The sequence below is a fragment of the Mesorhizobium sp. M0052 genome, from assembly GCF_040323255.1.
Lineage (GTDB): Bacteria > Pseudomonadota > Alphaproteobacteria > Rhizobiales > Rhizobiaceae > Mesorhizobium.
The window spans coordinates 1-24,880 of the sequence record NZ_JAMYUS010000034.1; the positions used below are offsets into that span (position 1 = coordinate 1).

At 58.4% G+C, this 24,880-nt stretch carries 19 protein-coding genes and 6 pseudogenes; 7 read left to right on the plus strand and 18 right to left on the minus strand.

All coding sequences use genetic code 11. The features are described 5' to 3' along the window. The 17 genes and pseudogenes from NKJ77_RS30015 to NKJ77_RS30095 all read right to left on the minus strand — a co-directional run. Nucleotides 1–405 (minus strand): ATP-binding cassette domain-containing protein (locus NKJ77_RS30015; protein WP_352536208.1); only part of this gene is annotated, 405 nt, incomplete at its 3' end. 737 nt (nucleotides 406–1,142) lie between these two features. Then, nucleotides 1,143–2,117, minus strand: a complete 975-nt coding sequence (locus NKJ77_RS30020; protein ID WP_352536209.1) for a 3-hydroxyacyl-CoA dehydrogenase NAD-binding domain-containing protein — start codon at nucleotides 2,115–2,117, stop codon at nucleotides 1,143–1,145. Between the two features lie 137 nt (nucleotides 2,118–2,254). Next, on the minus strand, nucleotides 2,255–2,797 hold the full coding sequence (locus tag NKJ77_RS30025; protein ID WP_352536210.1) for an OsmC family protein: 543 nt from the start codon (nucleotides 2,795–2,797) through the stop codon (nucleotides 2,255–2,257). Nucleotides 2,798–3,007: 210 nt separating this feature from the next. Beyond that, a complete protein-coding gene (locus NKJ77_RS30030) occupies nucleotides 3,008–4,003 on the minus strand; it encodes a dipeptidase (protein WP_352536211.1) in 996 nt (331 codons plus the stop codon). A gap of 334 nt (nucleotides 4,004–4,337) precedes the next feature. Next, nucleotides 4,338–5,222, minus strand: coding sequence for a beta-keto acid cleavage family enzyme (locus NKJ77_RS30035; RefSeq protein ID WP_352536212.1), 885 nt, complete (start codon nucleotides 5,220–5,222; stop codon nucleotides 4,338–4,340). A gap of 722 nt (nucleotides 5,223–5,944) precedes the next feature. Next, nucleotides 5,945–6,381: pseudogene (locus tag NKJ77_RS30040) on the minus strand (lysozyme family protein); the annotation flags it as partial. A 16-nt stretch (nucleotides 6,382–6,397) separates the two neighbouring features. Further along, nucleotides 6,398–7,505 (minus strand): annotated as a pseudogene (locus tag NKJ77_RS30045) (conjugal transfer protein TraB). A 132-nt stretch (nucleotides 7,506–7,637) separates the two neighbouring features. Then, nucleotides 7,638–8,021: pseudogene (locus NKJ77_RS30050) on the minus strand (S26 family signal peptidase); the annotation flags it as partial. Between the two features lie 42 nt (nucleotides 8,022–8,063). After that, nucleotides 8,064–8,216 (minus strand): hypothetical protein, encoded by a 153-nt coding sequence (locus NKJ77_RS30055; protein ID WP_352536213.1) that lies wholly within the window; start codon nucleotides 8,214–8,216, stop codon nucleotides 8,064–8,066. A 149-nt stretch (nucleotides 8,217–8,365) separates the two neighbouring features. After that, on the minus strand, nucleotides 8,366–8,599 hold the full coding sequence (locus tag NKJ77_RS30060) for a hypothetical protein (RefSeq protein ID WP_352536214.1): 234 nt from the start codon (nucleotides 8,597–8,599) through the stop codon (nucleotides 8,366–8,368). Nucleotides 8,600–8,601: 2 nt separating this feature from the next. Further along, nucleotides 8,602–10,271: pseudogene (tnpC, locus tag NKJ77_RS30065) on the minus strand (IS66 family transposase). 66 nt (nucleotides 10,272–10,337) lie between these two features. Then, entirely contained in the window at nucleotides 10,338–10,685 is a 348-nt protein-coding gene (gene tnpB / locus NKJ77_RS30070; RefSeq protein WP_006201720.1) for an IS66 family insertion sequence element accessory protein TnpB, read from the minus strand. Further along, on the minus strand, nucleotides 10,682–11,029 hold the full coding sequence (locus tag NKJ77_RS30075) for a transposase (protein ID WP_352536215.1): 348 nt from the start codon (nucleotides 11,027–11,029) through the stop codon (nucleotides 10,682–10,684). Before NKJ77_RS30075 ends, tnpB begins: the two co-directional genes overlap by 4 nt. 89 nt (nucleotides 11,030–11,118) lie before the next feature. After that, nucleotides 11,119–11,491, minus strand: a pseudogene (locus NKJ77_RS30080) (BID domain-containing protein); the annotation flags it as partial. Between the two features lie 58 nt (nucleotides 11,492–11,549). After that, the gene (locus NKJ77_RS30085; RefSeq protein WP_352536216.1) at nucleotides 11,550–11,870 is read right to left on the minus strand and encodes a hypothetical protein; all 321 of its coding nucleotides are present in this window, start codon (nucleotides 11,868–11,870) and stop codon (nucleotides 11,550–11,552) included. Between the two features lie 280 nt (nucleotides 11,871–12,150). Next, nucleotides 12,151–13,125 carry a 3-hydroxyacyl-CoA dehydrogenase NAD-binding domain-containing protein gene (locus NKJ77_RS30090; protein WP_352536217.1) on the minus strand — a complete coding sequence of 325 codons (975 nt, stop codon included), beginning with the start codon at nucleotides 13,123–13,125 and terminating at the stop codon, nucleotides 12,151–12,153. Between the two features lie 300 nt (nucleotides 13,126–13,425). Continuing rightward, nucleotides 13,426–19,275, minus strand: a complete 5,850-nt coding sequence (locus NKJ77_RS30095) for an alpha/beta fold hydrolase (RefSeq protein WP_352536218.1) — start codon at nucleotides 19,273–19,275, stop codon at nucleotides 13,426–13,428. Nucleotides 19,276–19,583: 308 nt separating this feature from the next. Between NKJ77_RS30095 and NKJ77_RS30100 the strand changes: the two genes are divergently transcribed. The 6 genes from NKJ77_RS30100 (at nucleotide 19,584) to NKJ77_RS30130 (ending at nucleotide 22,576) form a co-directional block, all read left to right on the plus strand. Further along, entirely contained in the window at nucleotides 19,584–20,021 is a 438-nt protein-coding gene (locus NKJ77_RS30100; protein ID WP_352536219.1) for an IS5 family transposase, read from the plus strand. Then, nucleotides 19,931–20,290 carry a transposase gene (locus NKJ77_RS30105; protein ID WP_352536241.1) on the plus strand — a complete coding sequence of 120 codons (360 nt, stop codon included), beginning with the start codon at nucleotides 19,931–19,933 and terminating at the stop codon, nucleotides 20,288–20,290. Before NKJ77_RS30100 ends, NKJ77_RS30105 begins: the two co-directional genes overlap by 91 nt. Nucleotides 20,291–20,516: 226 nt before the next feature. Next, complete coding sequence (locus tag NKJ77_RS30115) at nucleotides 20,517–20,867, plus strand: transposase (RefSeq protein WP_352536052.1); 351 nt, start codon at nucleotides 20,517–20,519, stop codon at nucleotides 20,865–20,867. Continuing rightward, a complete protein-coding gene (locus NKJ77_RS30120) occupies nucleotides 20,816–21,664 on the plus strand; it encodes an IS3 family transposase (RefSeq protein WP_352536243.1) in 849 nt (282 codons plus the stop codon). Before NKJ77_RS30115 ends, NKJ77_RS30120 begins: the two co-directional genes overlap by 52 nt. A 146-nt stretch (nucleotides 21,665–21,810) precedes the next feature. Continuing rightward, nucleotides 21,811–21,978, plus strand: coding sequence for a helix-turn-helix domain-containing protein (locus NKJ77_RS30125; protein WP_352536220.1), 168 nt, complete (start codon nucleotides 21,811–21,813; stop codon nucleotides 21,976–21,978). 355 nt (nucleotides 21,979–22,333) lie between these two features. Beyond that, nucleotides 22,334–22,576 (plus strand): hypothetical protein, encoded by a 243-nt coding sequence (locus tag NKJ77_RS30130; RefSeq protein ID WP_352536221.1) that lies wholly within the window; start codon nucleotides 22,334–22,336, stop codon nucleotides 22,574–22,576. A 122-nt stretch (nucleotides 22,577–22,698) separates the two neighbouring features. On the opposite strand, the pseudogene NKJ77_RS30135 reads toward NKJ77_RS30130, so the two are convergent. After that, nucleotides 22,699–22,902 (minus strand): annotated as a pseudogene (locus NKJ77_RS30135) (IS630 family transposase); the annotation flags it as partial. Between the two features lie 501 nt (nucleotides 22,903–23,403). Here NKJ77_RS30135 and NKJ77_RS30140 point away from each other — a divergent pair. Continuing rightward, nucleotides 23,404–24,639: an ATP-grasp domain-containing protein gene (locus NKJ77_RS30140; protein WP_352536222.1), complete on the plus strand. Its 1,236-nt coding sequence runs from the start codon at nucleotides 23,404–23,406 to the stop codon at nucleotides 24,637–24,639. Nucleotides 24,640–24,880 lie beyond the last annotated feature (241 nt).

Consider the following 24,880-nt stretch of genomic DNA (forward strand, 5'->3'; position numbering starts at 1 on the left):
TACCGTCATATGCGGGAAAAGCGCATAGTTCTGGAATACCATTCCTATGTCGCGCTTGTGCGGCGGCCTATTGTTAATGGAGTGCCCCTCCAAAAGGATCCGACCCCGGGTGGGCACCTCGAAGCCTGCCAGCATCATGAGCGTCGTCGTCTTGCCGGAGCCTGACGGTCCAAGCATGGTCAGGAACTCGCCACGGGGGATTGTCAGATTGAGATCCTTAACGACTAGCGTCTCGCCGTCGTAGGTCTTTTGGACTCCCGCGAACTCCACTAGAGTATCGAGCACATCCTGCGCCGTTTCAGCTGAATCTGGTTGCGCTTCAGCGCGTACCGCTTCCGCAGACCATCTAGGCTGCCCTGACGATGCGCCTGTATGCCTGTCTGTAGCAAGGCGTGTCGTAGACATGTCTTCTCCTCCATTCGTCTGCAGCTTCCCCACAATTCGCCGGGATGGAATCCCATCTGACACCGTCAAGTTGCCATCACGACTGTAGGAAGAACGAACTCAGCACTTGTTCCCTTGAACTCTTGAACGAGCTCGTTTCGAATTTAATTTTTGTGAACGATACGACACGGTGGAGAGCGATTTTCATCAAATCCGACGCACCTCTGAAACGTAGGGCACATACCACATGCGCGATTTGCAACATGTCGACCGCTAGGGAGGTGTCGACCTCAGAGGGCCGTCTCTGTGTTCTTCAGGCGTCGAAGATTTACTCTTTTTCGCAACCGCCCACCTCACAGCATACGTTCCGCACCATCTTAGGATTTCTCCGCGCACTTTCGATACAGCGGCGCACCGTGCCTGATGATGGACGGAGGTTTTCTAAGCGGGGGCCTCCTGGTTCTCCCGCTCATAACCAGGTTTGAAACGGAGAACCGTGTGCAGTACCGGCTTTGAAGCGAGAAAAGGCGATGGGCTCAGCCCACCAATGCAGTGGGCTGCAAACCCAACATCACCTAAGTTTGCGTGCAGCGCCGGCGGACGGGATCGCTGTCATAAGCGCGGATCTCGCACAGCGTAACTCTGACCCCCGCGATCCCCCCTGCCCGTCGGTTGACACGATCGGATGCAGCTTGCGGCCAGAAGCAGCGCTCGGGGCGGGCTGAAGATCACACTCAGCCCGCCCTCGTACCGCCAGACTAGGCGACGCTCTTGGCGGCGTTAGCGCGACTTGCCTCCCGCAACTTCAGCAGGCCAATAATCGTCTCATTGCGTTCTTCGATCATCTGGGGAATCGTCCTGCCGCCAATCACTTCTTCAGCTTGACTTACGATGAGATCGCGAAGCTCAGGCGTCCAGTCAGGCAGAGGATGCTCGGTAACGAATGGCGCCCGCCACTCTACGGCCCCGTGGACGTCCATGGAGGCTCCGAGGCCCTTGTCGCCAGCTGCAAGATGAAAGGTTGCAAATGGCCCCATAAATGCCCAGCGTAGTCCCAAGCCATGAGTCAGACAATCATCAATCTGCGCAACCGTGCACTGGCCAGCTGCGACAAGATGCAAAGCTTCTCGAAACAGCGCGATTTGAAGTCTGTTTATCGCAAAGCCGTAGATTTCCTTTTCCATGCGGAGGACACGTTTACCAACCGCTTCGAAGAAGGTGCTTGTCCAATCCAGAACTGCCGTATCAGTTTTCTCTCCCCCGACAATCTCAATCAACGGTATGAGATACGGTGGATTTACTGGATGCGCGACCACGGTACGCCCTGGATTTTTGCAACGCTTCTGGATCTCCGTCATCGGGAATCCGGAGGTACTTGAACCGATCACGATATCGGCAGGCACGAGACGATCGAGCTTCTCGTATACACCTATCTTTAGATCGAGATTTTCTGGCACGCTCTCCTGCACATATTCGGCATCCGACACAGCGTCTTCAATGTCTGTGGCAAAACGCAGGCGCTCCCGCGAAGCACCAGGTCGAAGGCCGATCTTCTCCAGTACTGGCCAAGCCTGATCTAGCAAGCGTTCGAGGAAACCGGCGGCGTCCTTACCTGGGTCTTGTGCTATGACGTCATATCCACTTGCAAGAAACTGAGCGACCATCCCACCGCCGATGGTGCCCGTGCCTATGCAAGCTACGCGTTTAACGTTTTTTGGATCGGGCCGTGTCATCGGTTATTCCTCCTTGTGAATCTAGCTGGCATTCCCAGCAAGTCGAGAGATCACAGATCCCTGGGTTCGCATTCCATTTCAAATCCAGTCAACCACGCCTCCAAGTATTGGAAACGCGCAAGCAAAACACAGCTTGGCTAGGACGCCTCGCTGCCCGGCGTCCTGTGGTCGATTGTTACCATGACCTCAGTCGGCGCTCTAACGTTATCGAGAACTGGGCAGCATCGCTGAACAATTTCGAGCAACTCAGCGATTGTTTCTGGCTTATCATTGCTCACGATATTCACCTTCGCGGATATATGGTGGAATCCAGATCGGATTCCTTCTTTCGTCCCGAAGAAACCTTGCGAGTTTAACTTGGCCGACAAATCTACACCGATCGAAGTAACATCGATCCCCATATATTCTGCGTAGACGCGAGCAGTAACCTCAATGCTGGCACCAATTGCGGCCAATAAGACTTCGGCCGGATTCGGCGCTGTACCCGTTCCACCAAAGCTAATGGGCTCGTCGATTACGAGATTATGGCCACTAAAAATCGACTCCGACCTCAATCCGACTACCTGCTGAGTTTTTCCTGACATCACCTCGATGCAGTCAGCGGGGTTTCCCGTGGCAGATGCGGTACGTAGTTGAGCAAACACCTGCCCAAGCGTTGAAGTTGGTACTCTCTCAGTCATGTCATTCGCCAAAGGTAAGATGAATAATTTCCCAAAAGGGACCTAAATCTTGCGCGACAGCATGGGATACAAATGAGTTGCCTGCGATGAAGTCCCAGACAACTTCCTTGGTGGATCTGCTATCGCACGCTCATCGGGGAGGAATGGGTCTGCGCGCCTCCCAGAAGAGAACCGTCGCTCGAGGTTGCGACATGAAGCCGACTTCAGTCATCACCACACTTCCTTACAGACTCTGAGGAAGTTACTAGACATCACCTTCCTCACCGCATCCTCTGGGTATCCATGATCGAACATCAACTGAACCAGGGTGATCACATCTTTCGGACGCTGGAAGCGGAAACCCTTGAAGGTTGAATTATCGAAGTCCGGCCATTCGGCTCCAATATTCCGAGCCCATTCGTCGAGTTTGTCCGTTTCAAAGACGAAATCGAAACCAAATCCTACGTGGTCCGGCCCGATCAACTGGACAACGTGATCCAAATGCTTGAAGATTGCCGACATTGCGCCAAGGCCATCACCGATATAAGCGCTATTGCCTGAAAGGCCGATAACACCACCATTCTTAGCTAACGCCTGGAGTTGATCGTCGCGAATGTTCCGGTAGTGCTCATGCACGCCCATTATGCCGGCGTGGGAAATCATGACTGGCCGGGCCGCGATCTCGAACACGTCCATCGTCGTCCGGTAGCCGGTGTGCGCCAGATCGACAATCATCTTCAGTCGTTCGATTTCTTTGACCACCTTCGTTCCAAATGTGGTAAGGCCGCCGTCTGCCCTGTCTGAGCAACCACCACCCACATAGTTCGACGCATTGAAGGCGAGCTGAACCACTCGCACGCCAAGCTCGCGAAAAGGCTCCAGAACTCCTAGATCCTTACCAAACCAAGCAGTGCCATGGGTCTGCATCCCAACAGCCAACTTGCCCTCTTTTTTGGCGCGAAGCACATCTTCCACCGTGAGGGCATGGATGAACACGTTTGGCCGGGAGTGGATCAACTTCCTTTGCCACGCAATGGCCTTCATCGAAGACTCGATGTTCATCGAATCTTCCGTCACGCCAATGGCCGTGAAGCTGACGCCAGCTTGGATATAATCATCCAAATACTTTGCAGGGCACCCGTAAGACTGATCCTGCGGATCCAGAGGGTAAAGCATGTCCCAAACAAGGTTCTCGCGCCAAAATTTCTGCGTAGCTTCTGAGATCATTCCAAACTTCCTTCTTAGTCACGCTCCCCAGCACCCGTCGGCCAGAGTAGGAGCAACGCAATTTTCTCGCTGAGGATCGCATAGGCCGAGAGCGATACACTATGGATACCACCTCCGCTGAAGCCAATTTCATCAAAAATAAGCGACGGTTGAAATGACGACTGCAAAAAATGAGGATGAATTGCAAAGTCCTATCGCTGACTTGGCCGAATGAATGCAGATGCCTTCATCGTCGACGTCAGGCGTAGAGACCAGTCTGTCCTGGGCGGTATAAATTGGTGCCAACTATACCGCTTAATATGAAGACGCCTCAGACCATAACGTACAGTATGTTTTATCCGCGTTTTACAACGCCAAGTATTGCCCGGGCTTCAGCAGGGCTCGCTACACTGGCACCGAGCCGCTCTATAATTTGAACTGCATTGTCAACGAGTTCTGCGTTAGAGGCCAGTACACCCCGTCGAAGATAAATGTTGTCTTCTAAACCAACTCTCACATGGCCGCCCAATGAGGCAATCTGTGCGACCATGGGCATTTCGCTGGCTCCACAACCGAAGCCGCCCCAAATCGCACCGGAAGGCAACAGCTCCTGCATAGCATGTAAAGCGGCAGGCGTAGCCGGAGCTCCATAGCCGGTGCCAAGGCAGAATTGGAAAAGAGCCGAACCTTCGATTAAACCCTCTGAAATCAACCTTTTGGCTGTTTCAACGTGGCCAAGCTCGAAGCATTCGAGCTCAGGCTTGACCCCTGCCTCTCGCATAAGCTGTGCCATCGCTCGTAGATCGGACATCCGCCCAACGTAGATATGTTCATCGAACGCCATCGTGGCGCAGTCCAGAGTACTCAGCTCTGGCTGAAGTTTGACGGCATGTAGGCAGCGGATCGTTGGACTTTTAAGGGTGGTGGCTGCTCCGACCTTGATCGGGTCGACAGAGTCCAGCACCAGTTCTCCGTCCATTCCGCATGTCAGGTTGATGATGACATCAACCTCGGAGTCGCGTATTTGCTTAACAACCCGCTCGTAAAGGTCAAAGCGGTTGGATCCCACGCCTGTATCCGGATCGCGAACGTGAATGTGAACTACTGAGGCACCTGCCCTCGCGGCCTCAAGCGCCGCCTCCGCTATTTGCAACGGGGTCTTCGGAACGTTTGGGTGCTTCGCGAGCACTGCACTGCCACCCCCAGTGACTGCGCATGTGACGATAACCTTCTCTGCCATCAAGTGCTCCTATTTCACTATATATTGCATACACAGACGTACTGACTTCGACGTCCAGTTCGTTCTATCCCCGCCTGCGTCAGTTGCCGCGCTGCGACACCGCTTTGCGGGCTGCAACGTTTTCACGCTCGTGGACTGCCCCGATTTCGGCCTGTCCCGCCAGAGTCGTCATGGCGCTTCGCGATGCTCCTGACGGGCGAATTGTAGACGGGATACGGCGGATCGGAATCGCCAAGGTGTACTCCCTAAGGGAAAAGAGCACTAACGGGAGCAGCGATTGAGACGTCTCGGCCCTCGACGATTGCACACACGATTGACTGGTTCTCGCATACAGGTCGGAATGCATGGCACTCAGCCATCGAGAACAACGCCGTCTCCAACGAGATTTGACAGCCCCGGGCACGCTGAGTTTCCTTACACGTGCGCTTCCAGGGTAGATGCCGCTCCAATCACAAGGCAAGAGTGGCTCCTTGTCCACTTCATCACAAATCTCGTCACTCCCCAACTCAGGACTTGGGCCGCCCCAAATGAATGATCGAGGTCCAGAACTTGCTGAGCTATACGCATTGTTGTTCACCAACCTGTCGCCGGCACGGCCATTATGAATGGCTCAATTTTGTCGCTTAGGATGGAAGCAATCACACCAAAATGGTCGGCTCCCTGATTTGTTTCGTTCAATAACGCTCACGGCGTGAAAGCTCGACGCCAACTCTCCGAGACCGATCGGGTTCGGAGAAGACCGCCTTCCGCTCGAAATAGCCCGTCCGCCGGGCATAGATCGCGTCGTCGAACGCCGCGTCAACGGCGTTGCCGTACCATTTCGTGACGATGCGATAGACTTTGCCGAACAGCGCCGTGCTCATGCGGATGTTTTCGCAGGCGCCGACAAGGTCAGGCTTCAGCTCGGACGGGTCCGAGATCCCGAAGCCCACAGGGTACTGCGTGATGCCACGCGAACCACTGCCTTGCCGACATACTGCCGCATGACGGTCATGGCGTCGTCCGGCGAGGTCGGCTTCGGAACCAGCACAACGCGATCGCCCGACCGGACGGTGACCGTCAGCGGATCGGACGAACCGGCCTCGGCGATGAAGCGTTCGACGATCGCCGGCTTCAAGGCGGGGTCCGCGCATTTCTGGATCAGGGCTGCGTCGATCATTTGGGAAGTCCCCCGCTCAGCGATTGAAGGCCGCAACGAGCGGATTGCCGAAGAGCCTTGCCCAAGCCTCGGCGCTGGCCTTCTGGATGGCGACGATCGACGTCCCTTTCGTCCACCAGCCATTGCCGCTCGCAACGATGACGTCCGGCGAATACAGCGCCGATTGCAGCACCGGCCAGAGGATGAGCTGCTCGTAGCAGATCAGCGGAGCGATCTTTTTGCCGCCGAGCTCGACGACCGGGTTGGCGAAGAAATCCGCCCTGGCCCCTCCGGCCCCTCCGAACCAGCCGCGCCATGGTTGCCACATGGAAACGGGGCTTGCGCTCGCGGTAAAGGACCGCCGCGCCCTCGCCCGAGACCGCGACGATGACATTGTCGTAGCCGTCATTGTCGACGATCGCCGCGCCGGCGATCATGGTGACGGATTTGCCACGCAACTCGTCGCGCCATAGTCGCTCCACGGTCGGCGTCCAGAAGCCGAGCGCGCTTTCGGGAAGAACGACGACATGGACGCCCTCGCCCGCTTTCCGTCTCACCGCGGCGAGCAGTTCGCGATGGCGCTCGAGCGAGACGTCGCGGCCGAGGCTTTGCCCCAGTTTGAGGTCGACGCCCGCCCATCCTTCCGGAAGGGGCGGAGATGTCCACGTTGCGGCGGACCATAGCCAAAAGCCTCCCAAGGCTATGGCCGCAGCCGGCCACCTTTTCCTCGTCATGGCGATGAGACCGGCGGCGGCGGCCGCTACGCCCCACCATCCCAATCCTGGAAACAGCACGCCGGCAGCGGTGAGCGGATGCGCCCAGCCGACGATGCCGAGGGGCGGCAGCCCCGTCAGCGCGGCCGCCACAGAATGGCGCACCGCCCCTCCCGGTTGCCCTGTCCATAGCGCTGCATGGACCGTGACGAAGGCGGTTGAGGCGGCAAGCCAGAGCGCGATGCGGGGCAACGGATCGGCGCCGTAGAAGTTGGCGACGCCCTGCGGCAGGCTGAGCGACGCCGCCAAGAAATAAGCCGCCGAGACCGCAGCAGCGACAAGGCGCGACGGCGCGAGCGCCCACAAGGCGGGAAAGGCAAACACTGCCGGAAGGGCGAGAACATATCCGCTCCAGCCGACGCCTCCTATCATTGCGGCGAGCCCGATCAGCGCGCAGGATCGGAGTCTATCATGGCGTGAACGTGAGGACTGGGATGGCGCGGCGAGCAGCCCGGCGGCGGGGATTGGCCCGAAATACCGCGAGTCATAGGAACCGGCAAAATCGGAATGGAGAAAGACGTATCCCGGCGGAACGATCCCTCCTTGCCAGGGGACAAGCGCCCTGCCCTCGGCGTCGACGCGATGAATTTTGGAATGGGCAAGTGGACGCCCTTCGACCGATACATGCTCGCCTATGTCGACGGATTGCCCTTCGGTCGCCACTACCGTTTTTATGAGCGGGCTGAGCCGGCCGGGGCAGGGCCGGCGGCGGATATAGCCCCGCTCGAACGCTAGCTCGAACAGCGGCTTCAGCGGCGGGCAGATGAAAACAAGATCGCCGAGCAACCGGGCGGTCGAGCGCTTCGATGCGCCACAGACCGAGCGGATAGCTCGGCGTGGTGTTGATGCGGTAGCCGCCCAGCCAGTCCGCCACAGCGATGGCAGCAACGCCTGCTATCGCGCCGACAATCCGGATCGCGGCGCGCCGGTTCACTGCTTCAACGTCGGGCTCTGGCGCTGAGACAGGCGCAGGTCCTCGGTCTGCTTCAACGCCTCCACCGTCCGTTCATGGGCGGCGAGCTGCTGTGCGGCGCGCATCACAGGCCAGGCCTCGGCAAGCTTCTGCCGGTCGGCCGGCGCCATGTCCTCTGCCGCCCGCTCGAAGAGCTTGCTGGACGGCCCGCGCGCCTCGTTGACCTAAAGCCCGCGTTCGCCAAAGCGTACCCGTCCGGTGAAGACCGCAGACGTGCGTATCCGGCGGCCATGAGCACCTGAGCACTGCTGTGCTGGGGTCAAGCTTTCGATGGGGAGACGCGATGATATTCTTCGAGGAGGAGTTTGACTTCCTCGATGCCTTCATCGGTGAAGGCCAAGATCGCGTCGTCATCGTTGGCGCCGTAGACCCAGATGAAGCCGTCCTCGGGCTCGAGACCGAGGGTCAGGTCCTGGATGAGCGCTTCGCTGACGCCGAGGTTCCTGGCGACACGTTCGACGGTGTAGACGTGATGCACCTTATTGCGCTGCATGATCAGGCCGCCGCTGGTTGGGTCCGCAGTTTTGCGGACCTCCAATTCCACGGCAGCAAATCGTCGATCCGCTGTGCTGGGTGGGCTGCGATGCGCGCCAGGATATCGGCGAGCCAGGCCTGCGGGTCGATATCGTTCATCTTGGCGCTGGCGATCAGGCTGTAGAGAACGGCAGCGCGCTGTCCGCCGCGATCGGAACCGCAGAACAGCCAGGACTTTCTGCCGAGAGCGATGCCGCGCAGGGCTCGCTCGGCTGCATTGTTGGATAGGCAAATCCGCCCATCGTCGAGGAACCGGGTGAAGGATGACCAGCGGCGCAGCATGTAGTTGAAGGCCTTGGTCAGATCGTGTCCGCGCGAGAGCTTGTCGCGCGTCTCGATCATCCAGCGCTCGAGCTCGGTGACCAGCGGCGCGCTCCGCGCTTGGCGCACGGCGTGGCGTTGGCCTGGCGACAGGCCGTTGATCGCGCGCTCGATATCGAACAAGGGATCGATGCGCTTCACGGCTTCAACCGCTAGCGGATAGACCAGGTTGGGCTTCTCGCCGTGCGCCTTCTTGCGCGCCGCCGCTTCGATATCGGCCACCTCGAACACTTTGCGCCGGCTGTGAGCCCAACAGCTGGCTTCCAGAATAGGCGCTGGCTGACGGCATAGAGATCGGCATAACCGCCATAGGCGTCGGCCTGCAGAATGCCGCTCCAGCCGGCGAGATGCGCCGCGGGATGTTCGCCTCGGCGATCGCGGGAATAGTAGAACACGACCGCCGGCGGATCGGCGCCGCCGAACGGTCGGTCATCGCGCACATAGGTCCATAATCGGCCGGTGGCGGTCTTGCCCTTGGCCAGGACCGGAACCGTCGTATCGTCGCCGTGCAGACGTGAAGCGGACAGCACATGGGCTTCGAGCCGTTTGAACAGCGGCATCAGCACCGCGGCGCCGGCGCCGACCTGGTCGGCGAGCGTCGACAGGCTGAGCGGCACGCCTTCGCGGGCATAGCGTTCAGCCTGGCGATTGAGCGGCTGATGCTGGCCGAACTTCTCGAACAGGACCATCGCCAGCAGGCCGGGACCGGCCCAGCCGCGCGGGGTGGCATGGAACGGCGCCGGAGCCTGGCTGATCGCCTCGCAGTCTCGGCAGGTGAACTTCTCCCGCACGTGCCGGATCACCTTCCATTGCCGCGGCACCACCTCCAGCGTCTCGGTGATATCCTCACCCAGCCTGCGCAGCCGATGGCCGCCGCAGCAATGGCAAGCGGTCGGCGCCGGCTCGACCACGCGTTCGCGCGGCAGATGCTCGGGAAATGGCTGGCGCGCCGGTCGTTTGCGCACGTAAGGCGCCACCTCGGTGGTCCGGGCCGCGGCCTGTTCGGCGGCGATCTCGTCTTCCGTCGCCGTGCTCTCGAGTTCCTCGAAGGTGAGCTCCATCTGGTCGTGCAGGCGGGCCGAGCGCTCAGAACTCTGACCATGCAGCGCCCGCTGCAGCTTCCGGATAGTCAGATCCTGATGTGCGATCAGCGCCGCATCATCCGATGCCTTGGCCCTGGCGACCGCCAGTTCGGCCTCGACCAGCGCAGCGCGCGCGACCTCGTCTTCGGCTCTGGCCAGCGCCGCGGTCAGCGTTGCTCTCAGCGCGCCAATATCGTCCGGAACAGCATCCAGGGCGGTGGCAACCATGCCCTGGAGTGAATCATAAAACGCGTCCGCTGACTCGCGGAAAATGGCGCAAACTCAAAGAAAAACTCAGCCCGCGCGCTGCGGGCGGAACGTGTGGCGCGGGTTGCGCCAATCGATCCCGTCGAGCATGTAGGCGAGCTGCGCCGGTGATATGGAAACCGTGCCGTCCGCCGGCGACGGCCATAGAAACCGGCCCTTCTCGAGCCGTTTTGCATACAGCGACATGCCGAGCCCATCATGCCAGATAATCTTGATCAGATTGCCGCTGCGGCCGCGGAAGACATAAAGATCGCCGGCATGCGGATCCCGGCCCAACGTCTCCTGAACCTGCAGAGCGAGGCCTTGCATTCCGCGACGCATATCGGTTCGGCCGACTGCCAACCAGATCCGCACCTGGCTCGGAACCGGGATCATGAAACGCCCAGCGCCTTCACCATCGCCGCCGCCAGCGTCGGCGGCGTGGTCAGCGGAGTCCGCAGCCGCACCTTGCCGGCGACCTCCAGCTCGATCACCGCTGGGGCTGCCGCCGGCACCGAAACGGCGACAGGCTCATCGGGAGCCACGACAACTTCGGCAAAGCCCGTCTCGCGGGCTCTCATCGTGCGGCGCCAGATCAGGCTGGTCGCGACATCGTACTGACGCGCAACCGCCGCCACCGTGGCCCCGGGCGCGAATGCCGCGGCCAGTATCCGGCACTGATCCTCCTCACTCCAACGACGCCGCCGCTCCGGCCCAGTCAATAATGTCACATGGCTCATGCTGTGCTGCTAACTACGCTCGTAAGGACGACCTTATGAGCGCAGCCTCGCTACCGTGCCATGCTCGCGCAAGGCGGTCTTCGCCGGAGGCGTACGCCAAAGCGCTCCGCCACCGCCTTGTTGAAGCCGTCGATCTCCACCTTGATCTCGCGGTTGCTGACCGCATAGCCGAGAGCTGCCGGCAGGGCGTTGGTCGATGGCGTCGCGCACCCGTTCGAGCACCCGATAGGCTTCGGGCGAGAGTGCCGGAATGTCGATTGACGCACGGCGGCGCAGCGCCTGCTCCTCGGCCGCGATCTTGTCGCCCACCGACTGGCGCGGCGACAGTTGGTGCTCGATGTCGCGGCGCAAGGCCGGCACGTTGATCTCGGCGACGCGCCGCTCCTCGCGCTCCGAGCGCCCGGCAAGCAGCCCGGTTTTGCCCTTGAGCGGGCCGATCGACTCCGGCTCGTTCACCAGCCTGTCAGTAGGTCGCGGTTTGTGTCATTTCGCATAGCGCTCGGCGGAACTTGCCGAGGTATCAATTCACATTGTACGCTACCTGCTGCGCGCCGCCCTGGATCTTCCCCTGCATGTTGGTCAGGTAGAGTTCCATGCTGTGGTCCTTGAGCTCGACGTCCCCCAAATTGCGCCAGAGATCGCCGATCGACAGCCGGTCGGCGTCGTAGGCATCCAGAAAAACGTAGTCCTGTCCTTCCTTGAGGATCAGTTCGGGACCGACATGACCGTATTTGGGGCGCGGAGGCACCATCGGGATCGGATCGTTCTCGCGGACGACACTGCGTCTAGCCGGAGATGTCTGCTTCTGAGCAACGGCAAAACTGATCTCGATGGGAGACATTGGGCGCGAAGCTGCCGTCCACGTCACGGCAGACGTCAGTCGTCTTTGGGTCCAGAACTTCCGGTTCAGGCTGTGCCGCGGAAAGGCAGAGAGGGTCGAACCTTGCCGATCAGGTAGCGGCGAAACGCCTACCGTGAATCTGTACCCCAATAATGCACAGGGGCCACGATGGCGGCGGGAAGGATTGTGCTTGAAAGGCATCGCTGCGGCAACCGGCTATTTAGATTGCAGCTCGCCTACACCAAGATCGCTAAACGATCCGTACACGGACGCCCCCAGACTACGCTACATTCTTCGAGGCATTGATACGGCTCGTTTCCCGCAGCTTCAACAGGCCTATGATCGTCTCATTGCGCTCTTCGATCATCTGGGGAATAGTTCTGCCCCCAATCACCTCCTCAGCTTGGCCTAGTATAAGCGCGCGCAGTTCTGGCGTCCAGTCAGGAAGCGGGCGTTCTGTGACAAGCGGCGCCCGCCACTCGACGTCTCCGTGAACGTCCATGGAGGCCCCTAGGCCTCTATCCCCTGCAGCCAGGTGAAACGTTGCAAAGGGTCCCATGCATGCCCAGCGTAGTCCCAAGGCATGAGTCAAACAATCATCGATCTGCGAAACCGTAGCTTCACCTGCCGATATCATATGTAAAGCCTCGCGAAATAGCGCAATCTGAAGTCTGTTGATCATGAAGCCATAGATTTCCTTTTCCATGCGGAGAACCCGTTTGCCAACCGCGTCAAAGAACTCGGCTGCCCAATCCAGCACAGAAGGGTCTGTTTTTTCACCTCCTACAATCTCTATCAAAGGAATCAGGTAAGGCGGATTAACAGGATGAGCCACAACAGTGCGTCCTGGATATTGGCAGCGCTTCTGAATTTCTGTCATTGGAAATGACGAAGTGCTTGAACCGATGATTATGCTAGGTGGCACAAGCTGATCGAGTTTTTCATATACGCTAATCTTCAGATCGATATTCTCTGGCACGCTCTCTTGTACAAATTCGGCGTCTGAGACAGCCTCCTCAATGTCTTTGGTGAAGCGTAGCCGGTCCCGTGAAGCACCAGGCTTAAGACCAATCCTTTCCAACACTGGCCACGCTTGGTCTAGCAGACGTTCGAGAGAGTCAGCGGCGTCCTTTCCCGGACCCTGTGCTATTACGTCATATCCACTTGCTAGAAACTGGGCTACCATTCCGCCTCCGATGGTACCAGCTCCTATGCAAGCGACATGTCTAACGTTTGTCGGATCGGGGCGCATCATCAAGTCTCGTTCCTTCAAATGGTAACTGAATTGTATTAGCAGAAATAACTGTACACAATGTCGAGTAATTCTGAAATTTTTGCTGACTCTTCACTACGGCACACGAACGCCGCTAGGATCGCGTCAATCTCACCGGCGATTACATTTGGTCAGACGGCGTTGAACTCGATGCCGACGGGCTGATGCCACTCCAACTGACCGCTCGCCCCTGACCGTTGCACGCCTACCATGAATCTGCGTCCGAATAATACACAAGGGCCAACTCGGGATCGTGACATAGCCTACTCCAGCTCTTCGCGGTCATTTCGACTGGTGACCGTTATTTCTGGAAATTCGGTCATACAGGTCGCCGAATGTCGCCGCCTCAATTATCTCGTCCAATCGGGCCTGCCTCCAGTGACCGCTATTCCTCAAACGAAGTTGAAGTGCAGTGGCGAGAAGACTGTCCCCGCCCAAATCGAAGAAGTTATCGTCAAATCCTACTTCCGTAACCTTCAGGAGAGACTTGATTACACCGAGGAAGACATTTCTGAGATCACTGTCGCTTAGCCCGCTCTCCTTATGTTCCAGGGCTTCTTCGGACGAAGATCTGCTGCGCTTTTTTCGCTCTCCGATCTGCGGCAGAACCATCAAGCCCGCAGGTTCACCTTCCGGCCAGCAACGGTGACCGTCAAACGAGTACGTCGGAAGGGGAATACGTCGGCGAATACCAAACGGCTCCAATTGATCACTGGCTCGCTTCCAATCCACCGCAACACCCAAGACCCAGAGGTTCCCGAGGCATTCCAGAAGGACGTGGCGGTCGGTGAACTCCTCGTCGTTCCTGTCGCGCGCGGCTGGTATAATCGCTGGAATTCTGGTCTTATGATCTTCTGGACTGATCAGTTCACGTGCGAAACGTCCCAGACTGCATGATGGCCCAAGCTCGATAAGCGCAGTGGCACCGGCCGCTATGGTGGCTGCGAGAGAGCGATCGAATCGGATCGGCCCGATTGCTTGCCTGCTCCAGTAGGTCTCTGCCAAAGGCACTTTCGCCCGGTGCAGATATCCTCCTGAATTCAGAGCGATGGCTAAATCCGGAACTTGCTTCTCAAGAGTGCGGACTTGCGCATCGATGATATCAGCAGCCGGTTTCATCAGCGGAGAGTGGCTGGCGATGCCACCTGTGTTAAGGTTATGGTTGGGAACCTCTGCTTGTTCGAACTCCTGCTGAAGCCTTTCAAGCAGTTCCCGTTTACCGGTGAACACAACACTCGTCTTTGAGTTCACGACGCCGACGCTGATCTCGCCAGCTTCAGCTCGATCGCGCCAAGCGTCCGTTTTAAGAATGTGCTCAGCCTCGTCCGCGCTGCATTTGGCCGCAAGCATAGCACCGTCGACACCCAAATTCGCCATCGCGCGACTACGAACGACCATTAGCCCGATAGCATCTTCCAGTTTCAGAATGCCCGCTAAGGTGGCCACGACGTATTCGCTCATGCTGTGTCCAACAAGATAGTTGGGACGCACGCCACACGCTTGTAGCAGACGTGCCATGGCATACTGCACGGAGAAGATCATGACGTTTATTTCTTCAAAGGAAGCAGCCGCGTATCCATCGTTTTCGCCGAACACGAGTGACTCCAGATCACGATTGAGGATCTGGCGACTAGTGGCGGCACAAGTTAGGAACGCCACGCGAAAATCTGGCACGTGATCAAATAGGTCCTTGAACATCCGCACGTGCTGCGCTCCGCCGCCCGGCAGCATGAACGCAATCGACGGCGAGAAGAGAATTCGATCAGCCGCGCGATCAGGCTCTTCTTCTAATCTCTTGATGGCCATATCCAAGTTGCGCGCCACAACAACCGTCCGATGATCGAAATGGCATCGCGCCACCCGTAGCGTGTGAGCGACGTCACCGAGATTGATATGCCTGTTGCGCCGCAGAAACGCGGCCATGTTCCGGCAGGCGCGGCTTAAGGCCGACGGCGTCTTTGCAGATAGGCAAAGGGCGTAGGATCCTCGCTCGATCGATCCGGGCCAATCCCTTGCATTCTCGCCAGTCCATTCCTGCAGAACGACATGGCAATTGGTTCCGCCCATACCGAGTCCCGTGACTCCGGCAGTGCGCGGCCGTCCCGGCGGGCGGGGCCAAGGTCTAAGCTTCTCATTAATAAAGAAGGGCGTGTCTTCCAGACCGAGATCTTCGTTCAGCCGGTTGATATTGATTGTCGCGGGGATTACTCCGTGCTGAAGGGTGAGAACTGTCTTGATAAAGCTCGCCGCCCCTGAGGCGATGTTTGCATGGCCGATATTCGGTTTAATTGACCCAAGCGCACAGGCGTTGCCCGTTTTCGCCGCCGCGAAGACCTCTGCCAGAGCGCGGACCTCGATCGGGTCGCCAAGCTTGGTGCCGGTCCCATGAGTTTCGATGTATTCGACATCTTCAGGGCCAAGTGCCGCGGAGGCAAGTGCCTGGCGCACAACTTCGGTCTGGCCTCGCGCGCCAGGCGCCGAGAAGGATGATTTGGCGCGGCCATCGTTGTTAATGGCACATCCTTTTACCACAGCGCAGATTGGGTCGTGCGCCTCAAGTGCGTCTTCAAGGCGCTTGAGAACGACAACCCCTACCCCGTCTCCGAGCACCGTGCCACTGGCATCGGCATCAAAGGCTCGGCATACACCGTCCGAAGAATTAATGTAGTCCGTGACAAACTGATACCCCGCTTGAGGGAAGCCGATACTCGAGCCCCCTGCCAACGCCATGTCGCAATAGCCGGCCGCGAGCGACTGAGCGGCAACCGCGATCGCCACCAGCCCAGTTGAGCATGAGGTTTGCACCGCAATGCTTGGGCCCTTGAGGTTCAGCATGTAGGACACGCGCGAGGCAAGGTAGTCCGGCTGGTTGCCGAGCTCCGTCAGGAACGCGAGTGGCGCGTTGGTGGGATCGATGAGGCCGCCGCCCTTCAAGTGGTGCAGTAGATAGAGCGGGAGAGAAGAACCTGCGAACACTCCGGTCCGGCCTTCATGCTGGGTTGGCGCATATCCGGCCGACTCGAGTGCCTTCCAGCAGCATTCGAGAAACAGGCGATGCTGCGGGTCCATTAGCGTTGCCTCACGCCTCGAAAGGTTCCAGAAATCCGGATCGAAAAGGTCCACATCGTTGAGATGGGCGCCCACACGCACATAATCGGGGCGCTTCAGGACAGCCTCCGGAATACCCCGGGCCTTGAGTTCCTGCTCGGAGAGCGAGGTGATCGAGCACACCCCATGGCAGAGGTTCTCCCACAGCGCGTCCACCGTCTCCGCGCCAGGAAAACGCGCGACCATACCAATCACCGCAATGTCCATCCCGGGGCTGCGCCGTCGGTCCAACGCCTTCACATGCGGCCTACCCGGCAAGACTGGCGGTGTTTTGGGGAGCTTGCCGCTTTGGGGACGTCCCTGCTCGCCGATGCGTTTGCGGAGAAGAGCCGCGAGTTCTTCAAAACTCGGATTGAGGAAGACCTCCACTACGCGGAGCTCCACCTTCAGACTTTTGCGAAGCTGCGTACAGAGACGCGCAGCCAGGAGGGAGTGTCCGCCGCAGTCGAAAAAGTTGTCGCCCGGATCGGCAGCCTCAGCCTGGAGAAGGTCGCGCCAAGCTGCGCGAAGCGCCGGTTCGACTTCGTCGGCATCAGCCACTGAATCGCTGTCTGTTACGGGAGTGTGCGTCTCTTTCGCGAGGTCCCGAAGGCGCGACCGATCAAGCTTGCCGTTGGCTGCTATGGGCAATTCCTTCACCGCGACAAAGTCCGACGGCATAGCGTAGTGCGGCACCTCAGACTTCAAATGCGCGCGCAATGCAGCCTCCCAGCCCTTTGCCACATTGCGCAAGACTACATAGGCGACTAGTCGGTCCGGCTGGCCTGTCGTGGGATCGAGCTCAGGCAAGACGGCGGCGGAGCAGACCTCGGAGTGCCGAAGCAAAGCCGCTTCTACAGACCCGGGGACGATGCTGTAACCTCGGATCTTCACCATGAAAGCGCAGCGCCCGACAATTTCCAAGTGGCCACCTGGCAGCATGCGACCGAGATCGCCAGTGCGGAACATCGTGCCACCAGCTCGGAACGGGTCGGGAAAGAACCTTTCTCGTGTCATCTCCGGGCTGTCGAGATATCCATGAGCCAAGACATCGCCGCCGACGAAGATCTCGCCCAAGAAGCCCAGTGGGACGGGATCGCGTTGCTCCCCGAGGATATAGACACTGACATTGTACTGAGGCGGACCGACCGGCGCGACCTTTTGTATTTTCGCAGGATCGATTTCGCTCAAGTCAATATGTGTGACATCATGTGCCTCCGTTGCGCCGTAGTGATTGATGATTCTGACGTGCGGCAGCGCATCCCTCACACCCGCAAGCAACGCTGCTGTTAGTACCTCGCCTGATAGGTAAATGAATCGGAGATCCGGAAGGCGGGAGGGGACGTCGAGCAAGCCGCTGCTGAGAAGCACATCCAACAGTGAAGGGGTTAGCAATATTCTCGAAATTCGATTTCGCTCCAGGTAGTCGACTAGCTGGTGCGGATCGTAGATGACGTCGTCAGGGATCAGATAGGCCGGAATCCCGGCGAGGATTGGGCGCATTATCTCCCCGACCAAGAAGAGATTGACCGCCTCGTGCTCATCAGGCGCATATGGCAGCGCGCAATAGCGCCACTGGTAAGCGGATACAGCGCTTCGGTGAGGACAGACGGCCCCTTTTGGTTCGCCTGTCGTGCCAGACGAAAATCCAATCAGGGCCGGCGCATCGAGATCCACCGCTTGGGGATTGGCCGGACTGGCCTTGCCGAGTTTTGTTTCCCAGCCCTCGTCGAGCGACAGCGCAATACCAGACCAGTCAGGCGGAAGCTTAGGTGCGAAACGGTTGTTGGTGACAACGATTTCAACACTTGCCTTCTCAAGTATCCGTCGTAGCGCAACCATGGGCTGCGCTTTGTCAAGCACGACGCAGGCAGCCCCTGTCTTAAGAATGCCGAACAAGGCGACAGCGTATTCAGGTGAAGTATCCATCAGGATACCCACGCGAGAACCTCGGCTCTGACTATATCCGAGCAGGTGCCTGGATAGAATCTCGCTAAGGTCGTCGAGTTCACGAAATGTGATGGTCGCAGCCTCTGATACGATGGCAGGACTGTCGGGGGTGAGGGTCGCTTGTTTGCGGAATTGCTCATGCAGCGTTAGATCAGTATAAGGGCAGACCTCGCCGTGTTGGATGGAAGCTGGAAGTTGTCCCTCCACCTCGCCAACTTCGCGCAGGAGGCTATACACCACCTCCTCTGTCATGGAATGGGTGTAAAAGTGATCGCTATCAAACATAATCCGGGCGTATCGCGACGTTGTAAGCCGGCGCCATTCCTCTAGGTCATTGGCATTGATCGTTTCGTCTTGAACTCCCCCCATAGCGGTGATTGCCGCCTTGAGAGGCGTTGGCAGGTTTCGGTCGTAAGTCTCCACAAGTTCGAGATCGGCCCGCAAGGGCGGCAATATGAATTCCAGTAGCAGTTTCTTGTTTGCCAGCGCCTCCGTGGGGACCATGCCCTGGGTCCGGACCAGATCGGTCAACTCATCATCTGCGTATCTATACATCGGCGGTTGTTCTGGGGGCAAATCCGCAGACGGGTGAGCAGACACGACAACATGAAAGGGAGATGGCCGACCGGCCTCCTCCAGGGAGCGGGCAATCTCGTACGCCACGAGAGCACCTGCGCTATGACCGAAGAAAACAAAAGGCCTATCGCTGTATGCCTGGAGCGCCTCAATGACCATGGGTACCAGTACGTCCATGCTGCGAATGGCGGGCTCCGCTGATCGTTTGCCGCGCCCGGGAAGATCCAAGCAAATTAGCTCAACGTCGTCGGGGAGATAGTCCGGCCAGTTACGGAATGACTGGACGCTCCCACCCCCATGCGGGAAGCAAAATATCCGATAAGATGGCTCGAGCGCACTCTTTACGACCTTTAGAAAAGTTTTGACCTCAGGAAGAACCTGTTTCATTTCCGGTAACCTCATACTAACAAAGACTGATGCTGGAACTATCGCCAACACTCTTTTTTTGACGGCGTCGTTCTCAGTCGCGGCTTGGCCTGCATCTATCTGTCCGATCGCTTCCGGACGCTTGGCGATCATTTCCTGCTGCCTGCTGCCGATAGAAATGCGTTGATCTTCGAGCTTCGGAAAGCGTTGGCAGCTTTTGCGGCACTACCCCAGCGCTGCAGGTGAGTTTAACTCAAATCTAACGTCTCACTCCGGCCATAATGTACGATGCCCTTGTTTCGATCAAGGTTAATTCCATAAAGCTTTTGTTAAGCTATATTGCATTTGTGCGACCGCATTTAACTTCGTACCTTCATGGGACAATTCGGTGATTAGCGTTCGTGGACAAAGGTTGACTGAGGAATCCTGTTTTGATTCAAGGCTTCCATTTGGAGGTAGCCTTGGGCGAACGGATTGGTCTGACGGATGAGGAATGGGCGCTGATCGGCCCGTTTCTTCCTGCTGAACGAGGGCGCGGCTGCCGTCCGGCTCAAGACAATCGATGTTACTTCGAAGGCATGATGTGGATGGCGCGCACGGGCGCACAATGGCGACATCTGCCGGACGAGTATGGCAAGTGGAACTCCGTCTTCCGGCGATATCAGCGATGGGTTGAGACCGGCGTGTTCGAAGCGATGCTTGAAACGCTGGCCGAATTGGTCGAGCGGGATCGAAGCGTCGACATGATCGACAGCACCGTCATCCGGGCACACCATTGTGCAGTCGGCATAAAAAAGGGACTCAGACGATCGAGGCGCTTGGCCGATCGCGTGGCGGCTTCACCACCAAGCTCCATGCGCGCTGTGATGCGAAAGGCCGGCCGCTCGGCTTCGTCCTGACGCCTGGACAGACCCATGACACGCAAGGCTTTGCGCCTTTGTTCCGGATGATCACCGACCGCATCGGGGCTTTCCTTGCCGACAAGGGATACGATGCGGATGCCATTCGCAAGGAGATCGCCGACGCCGACATCGAGGCTGTCATCCCGGCAAAGAGCAATCGCCGCGAGCCCGCTGCCCACGACAAGGCGAAATACAAAATGGCGCAATCAGATCGAACGGCTCTTCAACAAGCTCAAAAACTGGCGGCGTGTCGCTACTCGCTATGACAAGACCAAGGAATCCTGTCTCGGCTTTGTCGCTATCGCCGCAATCAAACTATGGACGCCCTTTGTTCACGAGCGCTAGAATCCAGTCGTCACCATGCCACGGGATAATTGTTCATGCCCCAACGCTTGTCGCAAATCCTGACTGTGGCTTGGTGTGCGCCCCTGCGGGTGGACAGATTGGGTTTGAAGGATTTACCCGTGCTGTCGGGTTTTCGGAGAGAGAACCATGGCAAGACACCGCAGCTACAGCATCACGTTCAAGCGTCAGGTTGTTCAGGAATATCTGTCGGGCGATACGTTTCACAGCTTGGCGCAACGGCACGACATCACCCGCACCCTGATCCGGATCTGGGTTGGCAAGTATGAAGCTGGCGGTTTGGATGAGGATGTGGCCTCAGCGGCTCTGATCACGGAATACGAGGCGCGGATTGCCGCGCTTGAGCGACTTGTCGGCAAACAGGCTCTGGAACTGGAGTTTCTAAAGGGGGCTCTGAAAAGCGCTCCGCGGCCGAGAAGCGGGATTACATCCGTCATCACCGGCCCCGTGGCCTCAGTGTCGCCGAAGGATGCCGGCTGATGGGCATGGCACGTTCGAGCTTCTATGACCGTCCCGAACGGCCGGCCGACGACACCGCCATCGTCGAGGCGATGGTCTCGATCTGCGACGAGTTCGAGTTCTACGGCTATCGCCGTGTGGGTGCGGCGCTGCGTCAGCAAGGCGTGGTCGTGAACCACAAGAAGATCCGCCGCCTGATGGTCGAGCATGACCTGCAGCCCAGGATGAGGCACCGATACGTCGCCACCACCGACAGCGATCATGACAGCCCGATCTTCCCCAACCTGGCCAAGGACGTCGTGCCGATGGGGTCGAACCAGCTTTGGGTGGCCGACATCACCTATGTCGCGCTGCCGGCTCGCTTCGTTTATGTCGCCATCGTCCTCGACGCATGGTCACGCATGATCGTCGGCTACGCCATTGGCCGATCGATCGATGCCCGCCTGACAATGGCTGCCTTGTGCGCCGCAGTCGAGCGCAGAACGCCGCCGCCCGGCTGCATTCATCACTCCGATCGTGGCTCCCAGTATGCCGCCGAGGCCTACCGGCAACTTCTGGCCGGCCATGGTCTGGCGGGCTCGATGGGCCGCAGAGGCAACCCTTATGACAATGCCAAGGCGGAGAGCTTTATGAAAACCCTCAAGGTCGAGGCGGTCTACCCGATGGCGCTCGAAACCTTCGAGGACGTTACAGCGCAACTTCCCCACTTCATCGAGGAGGTCTACAACAAACGCAGGCTCCATTCGGCGCTGGGATATCTCAGCCCGCAGCAATTCGAGGATCAAAACATCCGACACACTGGCAAATCAGCGGCCTGAAATCTGTCCACCCGAAAGGGCGCACTCCAGCTCGAGGAGACGTTTCAACGCTGTTATTAAGGCAGTAAGGATGCCCTGAAAGACATCGAACAGTTTGGCGAGTTTTGCGTCGGGGGTTCGGGATGCCATTCAAGGGCAGGAGCGCGATGATGCAGAAGGAGGAGTTTGTGCGGCTTGCGCTGGCGGAGGGCGCCAATGTGAGCGCGCTGTGCCAGCCTTTCGGCATCGGCCGAACCTGTGGCTACAAGCTCATCGGTCGCTTCCGGGCGGAAGGGGTTGCGGGCCTTGCCGAACGCTCGCGACAGCCGCGATGAGCCCGAAGCGATGCAGAAAGCGATCGAGGCGGCGGCGGTTCGGTGCGGCGCGCGCATCCGGCCTGGGCGGACGCGCGCGGGAGGACAAGGGCCAGCCCTCGACCATCACCGGCATATTGCGCCGCAACGGCCTGGAGCTCGGCCGCCCAGACGGCGGCGCCACGCAGCCCTTCATCCGCTTCGAGCACGATGCGCCCAACGTTCTGTGGCAGATGGATTTCAAGGGCTATGTCGCCTTGCGGACCGGGGCTGCATCCGCTCACCGTGCTCGACGACGAGACCGGCAATTTCTCTGGGGTCGAACACGGCTTGTTAGGTCCGATCGGTCCAACCATCGTTTTTGTTCAAGGAGGCGATGGTGGCGCTGGAGTGGACGATCACGATCGAGGGGAATAACGAGTTCGGCGACGTTTGTCGTGAGGAAGTCCGGATTGCCAGGAGCTGGGGGCGCTTGTTCGACGGTGAGATAGGCTTCTCTCTTGAGCAGGGCAAGAAGATCATGGCGGCGCTGCAGAGCGCGGTCGTGCAGCACGAAGCACAGATATACGTGCTTTTCCGTCGGATTTGCCCGGACTGCCATACATTCCGACCCGGTTAAGGCCTACACAACGCGCCGGATCCCGATGGCGGTCTCGACCAGCGCGCCTGCCGTAGCCGGTGGAGGCTTGCCATTTCATCCGACCGTCTCTGATGATTGCCGCAATATGCTTATGCCAGGAGTCATGGGATTTGACCGATATAGGCCCACTCCTGCATTCCGATTGAAGTGATGGCATCTGGGACGGCGAGGAGTTTGTGCCAAGCCTCGCATGCGGCGTTGATGATAGCCTCATAGCTGTCGAAGACACGGGTGGAGAGCCAGTTCTGGCGCAGGTATTGCCAGACGTTCTCGACCGGGTTCAACTCCGACGCCCGCGACGGCACGACGCCGTCAACAGTACAGTCCGGACTCTTTTCGACGATTGCGGCCAGGTCGGCTTGCTGGTCGGGCGACAGACGCGACGGCGGACCAGGTGACCATTGATCGACAAGACCTTCGGGAGCGGGTCTTATTGCGTTCTTACCCAGACAACGTGATATCGCCGGCGGAGCCATTGCCGGTCTTCAGATGCCCTCTTCCGGTAGAAGAAGATCCGTCTCTGACCTGACATGTTTCTTTCACTCCACTGATTGCGATGTCAGCCACAACATTAATGCCAGGTCGGCAGCTTACGCAGCCTAGCATCCAAACTCGCTTGGCCGATCGAGCCAGAGAGAGAAATTTGTTATCTGACTTCAAAACGCTGCAATAGATCTTTCAACTATATTCATAGAATCTTCATGACCGCAAATCGCCGACACTGGTACGATGACCGCAGAGTCTGAGGTCAGGCACGGCAAAAAAATGACGCGGATTTACGCTCAGACCACTACGGGGGAAAGCCAATGGCAAGAAAAGCGCTCATCCTGCTTGAAGGTCACCGGACAAGTGGCCTGCTCTACGTCCAAGCGGCCAAGCGCCTTGGGCTTCATCCAATTACCCTGGCAGCTGATCCAGCCTTCTACGACTATCTTGCGGCGGAAAGTGTTGAGGCAGTGCGTGTCGATACAGACGATCTCGATGCGCTGATTCGTGAATGTTCCGGGCTCCGTGCGACCTATGATATTGCCGGCATTACTGGCTTTGCGGATTTCGACGAGTCGGTCTATGCCAGAGTTGTTGAACTCTGCCGGCATTTCGCACTACCGGGACCGAACCCCGCGTCCATTGAACGATGCTGCGATAAGTTCACTCAACGTCAGCTCCTCGCGCACTCCGGCGTTCCAGTACCTGCTTATCGCTTGGCGGCGGATGCGACGGAGGCGGAAAGCTTTGCCGCGCAGATCGGGCTGCCGGTGATTGTCAAGCCAGCCGTGGGCAGCGGTAGCAGTGGTGTCCGATTGTGCCGAAACGCCGATGAGTTGGCCGAACACACGACCTATCTGTTGGGCGGGAAGCACATATGGCGATCTTCGCCGAGGATACTGGTCGAAGAATTCGCACAAGGCCCCTTTTATAGCGTCGAGATAATGGGAAATGAGGTTGTTGGGATTGTCGCCGCTGATTTCGGCGCCCCACCGCATTTCGTGTTCCGCGAGACGACCTTTCCGGCCTCGCTGAGTGATCACGAGCATAAACATATCGCCGAAGTTTCGCTGAGCTGTTTGGGAGCTCTCGGTCTTGGCTGGGGGCCAACGAACATTGAACTCCGGTGGACGAAGCGTGGCCCGGTCGTCATCGAAGTCAATCCGCGTCTTGCTGGCGCGCTCGAGCCCCAGCTGGTCCATCTGGCTTGCGGTATTGACCTCATCGCCGAGCACATCAAGCTTGTCATCGGCGAGGAATGTGATTTACGCAGAAGGCATTCGCACACTGCGGCCGCGCGGTTCCTGATTCCTGATCGCGACGGCATCCTCGATTGGATTGGTGGCGACAGTCAGGCTGCTGCTGTATCTGGTGTCGTCGAGGCCAAATTGTATGTTGAACCCGGGACGCCGATCGTCAGGAAAGGCGATTACCGAGACTGCATTGGACATATCCTGGCTGTTTCACCCAGCCTTGCTCAGACCGAGGCGAAACTTCAGCGTGCCGTCGACTTAATAAATTGGTCGTTGACGCCATTTCGGACCCTTGACGAATAGGTACAATCTGAAATAGTCGCCGAATGAATCGGACACGATCTCCATCTTGATAAGGGATAGGAGTAATGTCGTGTATGATCGTAGCCCGAAGATTGAGATCCTGAACGGTCGCGAGCAACGGCGGCGGCGGTGGTCGACGGCCGAGAAGCGCTGATCATCGCCGAGGAATGGTTATGACAATCGTTCTGGCTGAGGCGACGAGGAACTGTCACGTGGAGGCCTCGAAAAACCTCCTCATTTT

Excerpts from the sequence above, each read along its gene's own strand:
- NKJ77_RS30020 (WP_352536209.1), bottom strand. The coding sequence starts at position 2,117 with ATGACACGGCCCGATCCAAAAAACGTTAAACGCGTAGCTTGCATAGGC.
- NKJ77_RS30025 (WP_352536210.1), bottom strand. The coding sequence starts at position 2,797 with ATGACTGAGAGAGTACCAACTTCAACGCTTGGGCAGGTGTTTGCTCAA.
- NKJ77_RS30030 (WP_352536211.1), bottom strand. The coding sequence starts at position 4,003 with ATGATCTCAGAAGCTACGCAGAAATTTTGGCGCGAGAACCTTGTTTGG.
- NKJ77_RS30035 (WP_352536212.1), bottom strand. The coding sequence starts at position 5,222 with ATGGCAGAGAAGGTTATCGTCACATGCGCAGTCACTGGGGGTGGCAGT.
- NKJ77_RS30055 (WP_352536213.1), bottom strand. The coding sequence starts at position 8,216 with ATGGCGCCGGCCGACCGGCAGAAGCTTGCCGAGGCCTGGCCTGTGATG.
- NKJ77_RS30060 (WP_352536214.1), bottom strand. The coding sequence starts at position 8,599 with ATGCAGCGCAATAAGGTGCATCACGTCTACACCGTCGAACGTGTCGCC.
- tnpB (WP_006201720.1), bottom strand. The coding sequence starts at position 10,685 with ATGATCCCGGTTCCGAGCCAGGTGCGGATCTGGTTGGCAGTCGGCCGA.
- NKJ77_RS30075 (WP_352536215.1), bottom strand. The coding sequence starts at position 11,029 with ATGAGCCATGTGACATTATTGACTGGGCCGGAGCGGCGGCGTCGTTGG.
- NKJ77_RS30085 (WP_352536216.1), bottom strand. The coding sequence starts at position 11,870 with ATGTCTCCCATCGAGATCAGTTTTGCCGTTGCTCAGAAGCAGACATCT.
- NKJ77_RS30090 (WP_352536217.1), bottom strand. The coding sequence starts at position 13,125 with ATGATGCGCCCCGATCCGACAAACGTTAGACATGTCGCTTGCATAGGA.
- NKJ77_RS30095 (WP_352536218.1), bottom strand. The coding sequence starts at position 19,275 with ATGATCGCCAAGCGTCCGGAAGCGATCGGACAGATAGATGCAGGCCAA.
- NKJ77_RS30115 (WP_352536052.1), top strand. The coding sequence starts at position 20,517 with ATGGCAAGACACCGCAGCTACAGCATCACGTTCAAGCGTCAGGTTGTT.
- NKJ77_RS30125 (WP_352536220.1), top strand. The coding sequence starts at position 21,811 with ATGATGCAGAAGGAGGAGTTTGTGCGGCTTGCGCTGGCGGAGGGCGCC.
- NKJ77_RS30130 (WP_352536221.1), top strand. The coding sequence starts at position 22,334 with ATGGTGGCGCTGGAGTGGACGATCACGATCGAGGGGAATAACGAGTTC.
- NKJ77_RS30140 (WP_352536222.1), top strand. The coding sequence starts at position 23,404 with ATGGCAAGAAAAGCGCTCATCCTGCTTGAAGGTCACCGGACAAGTGGC.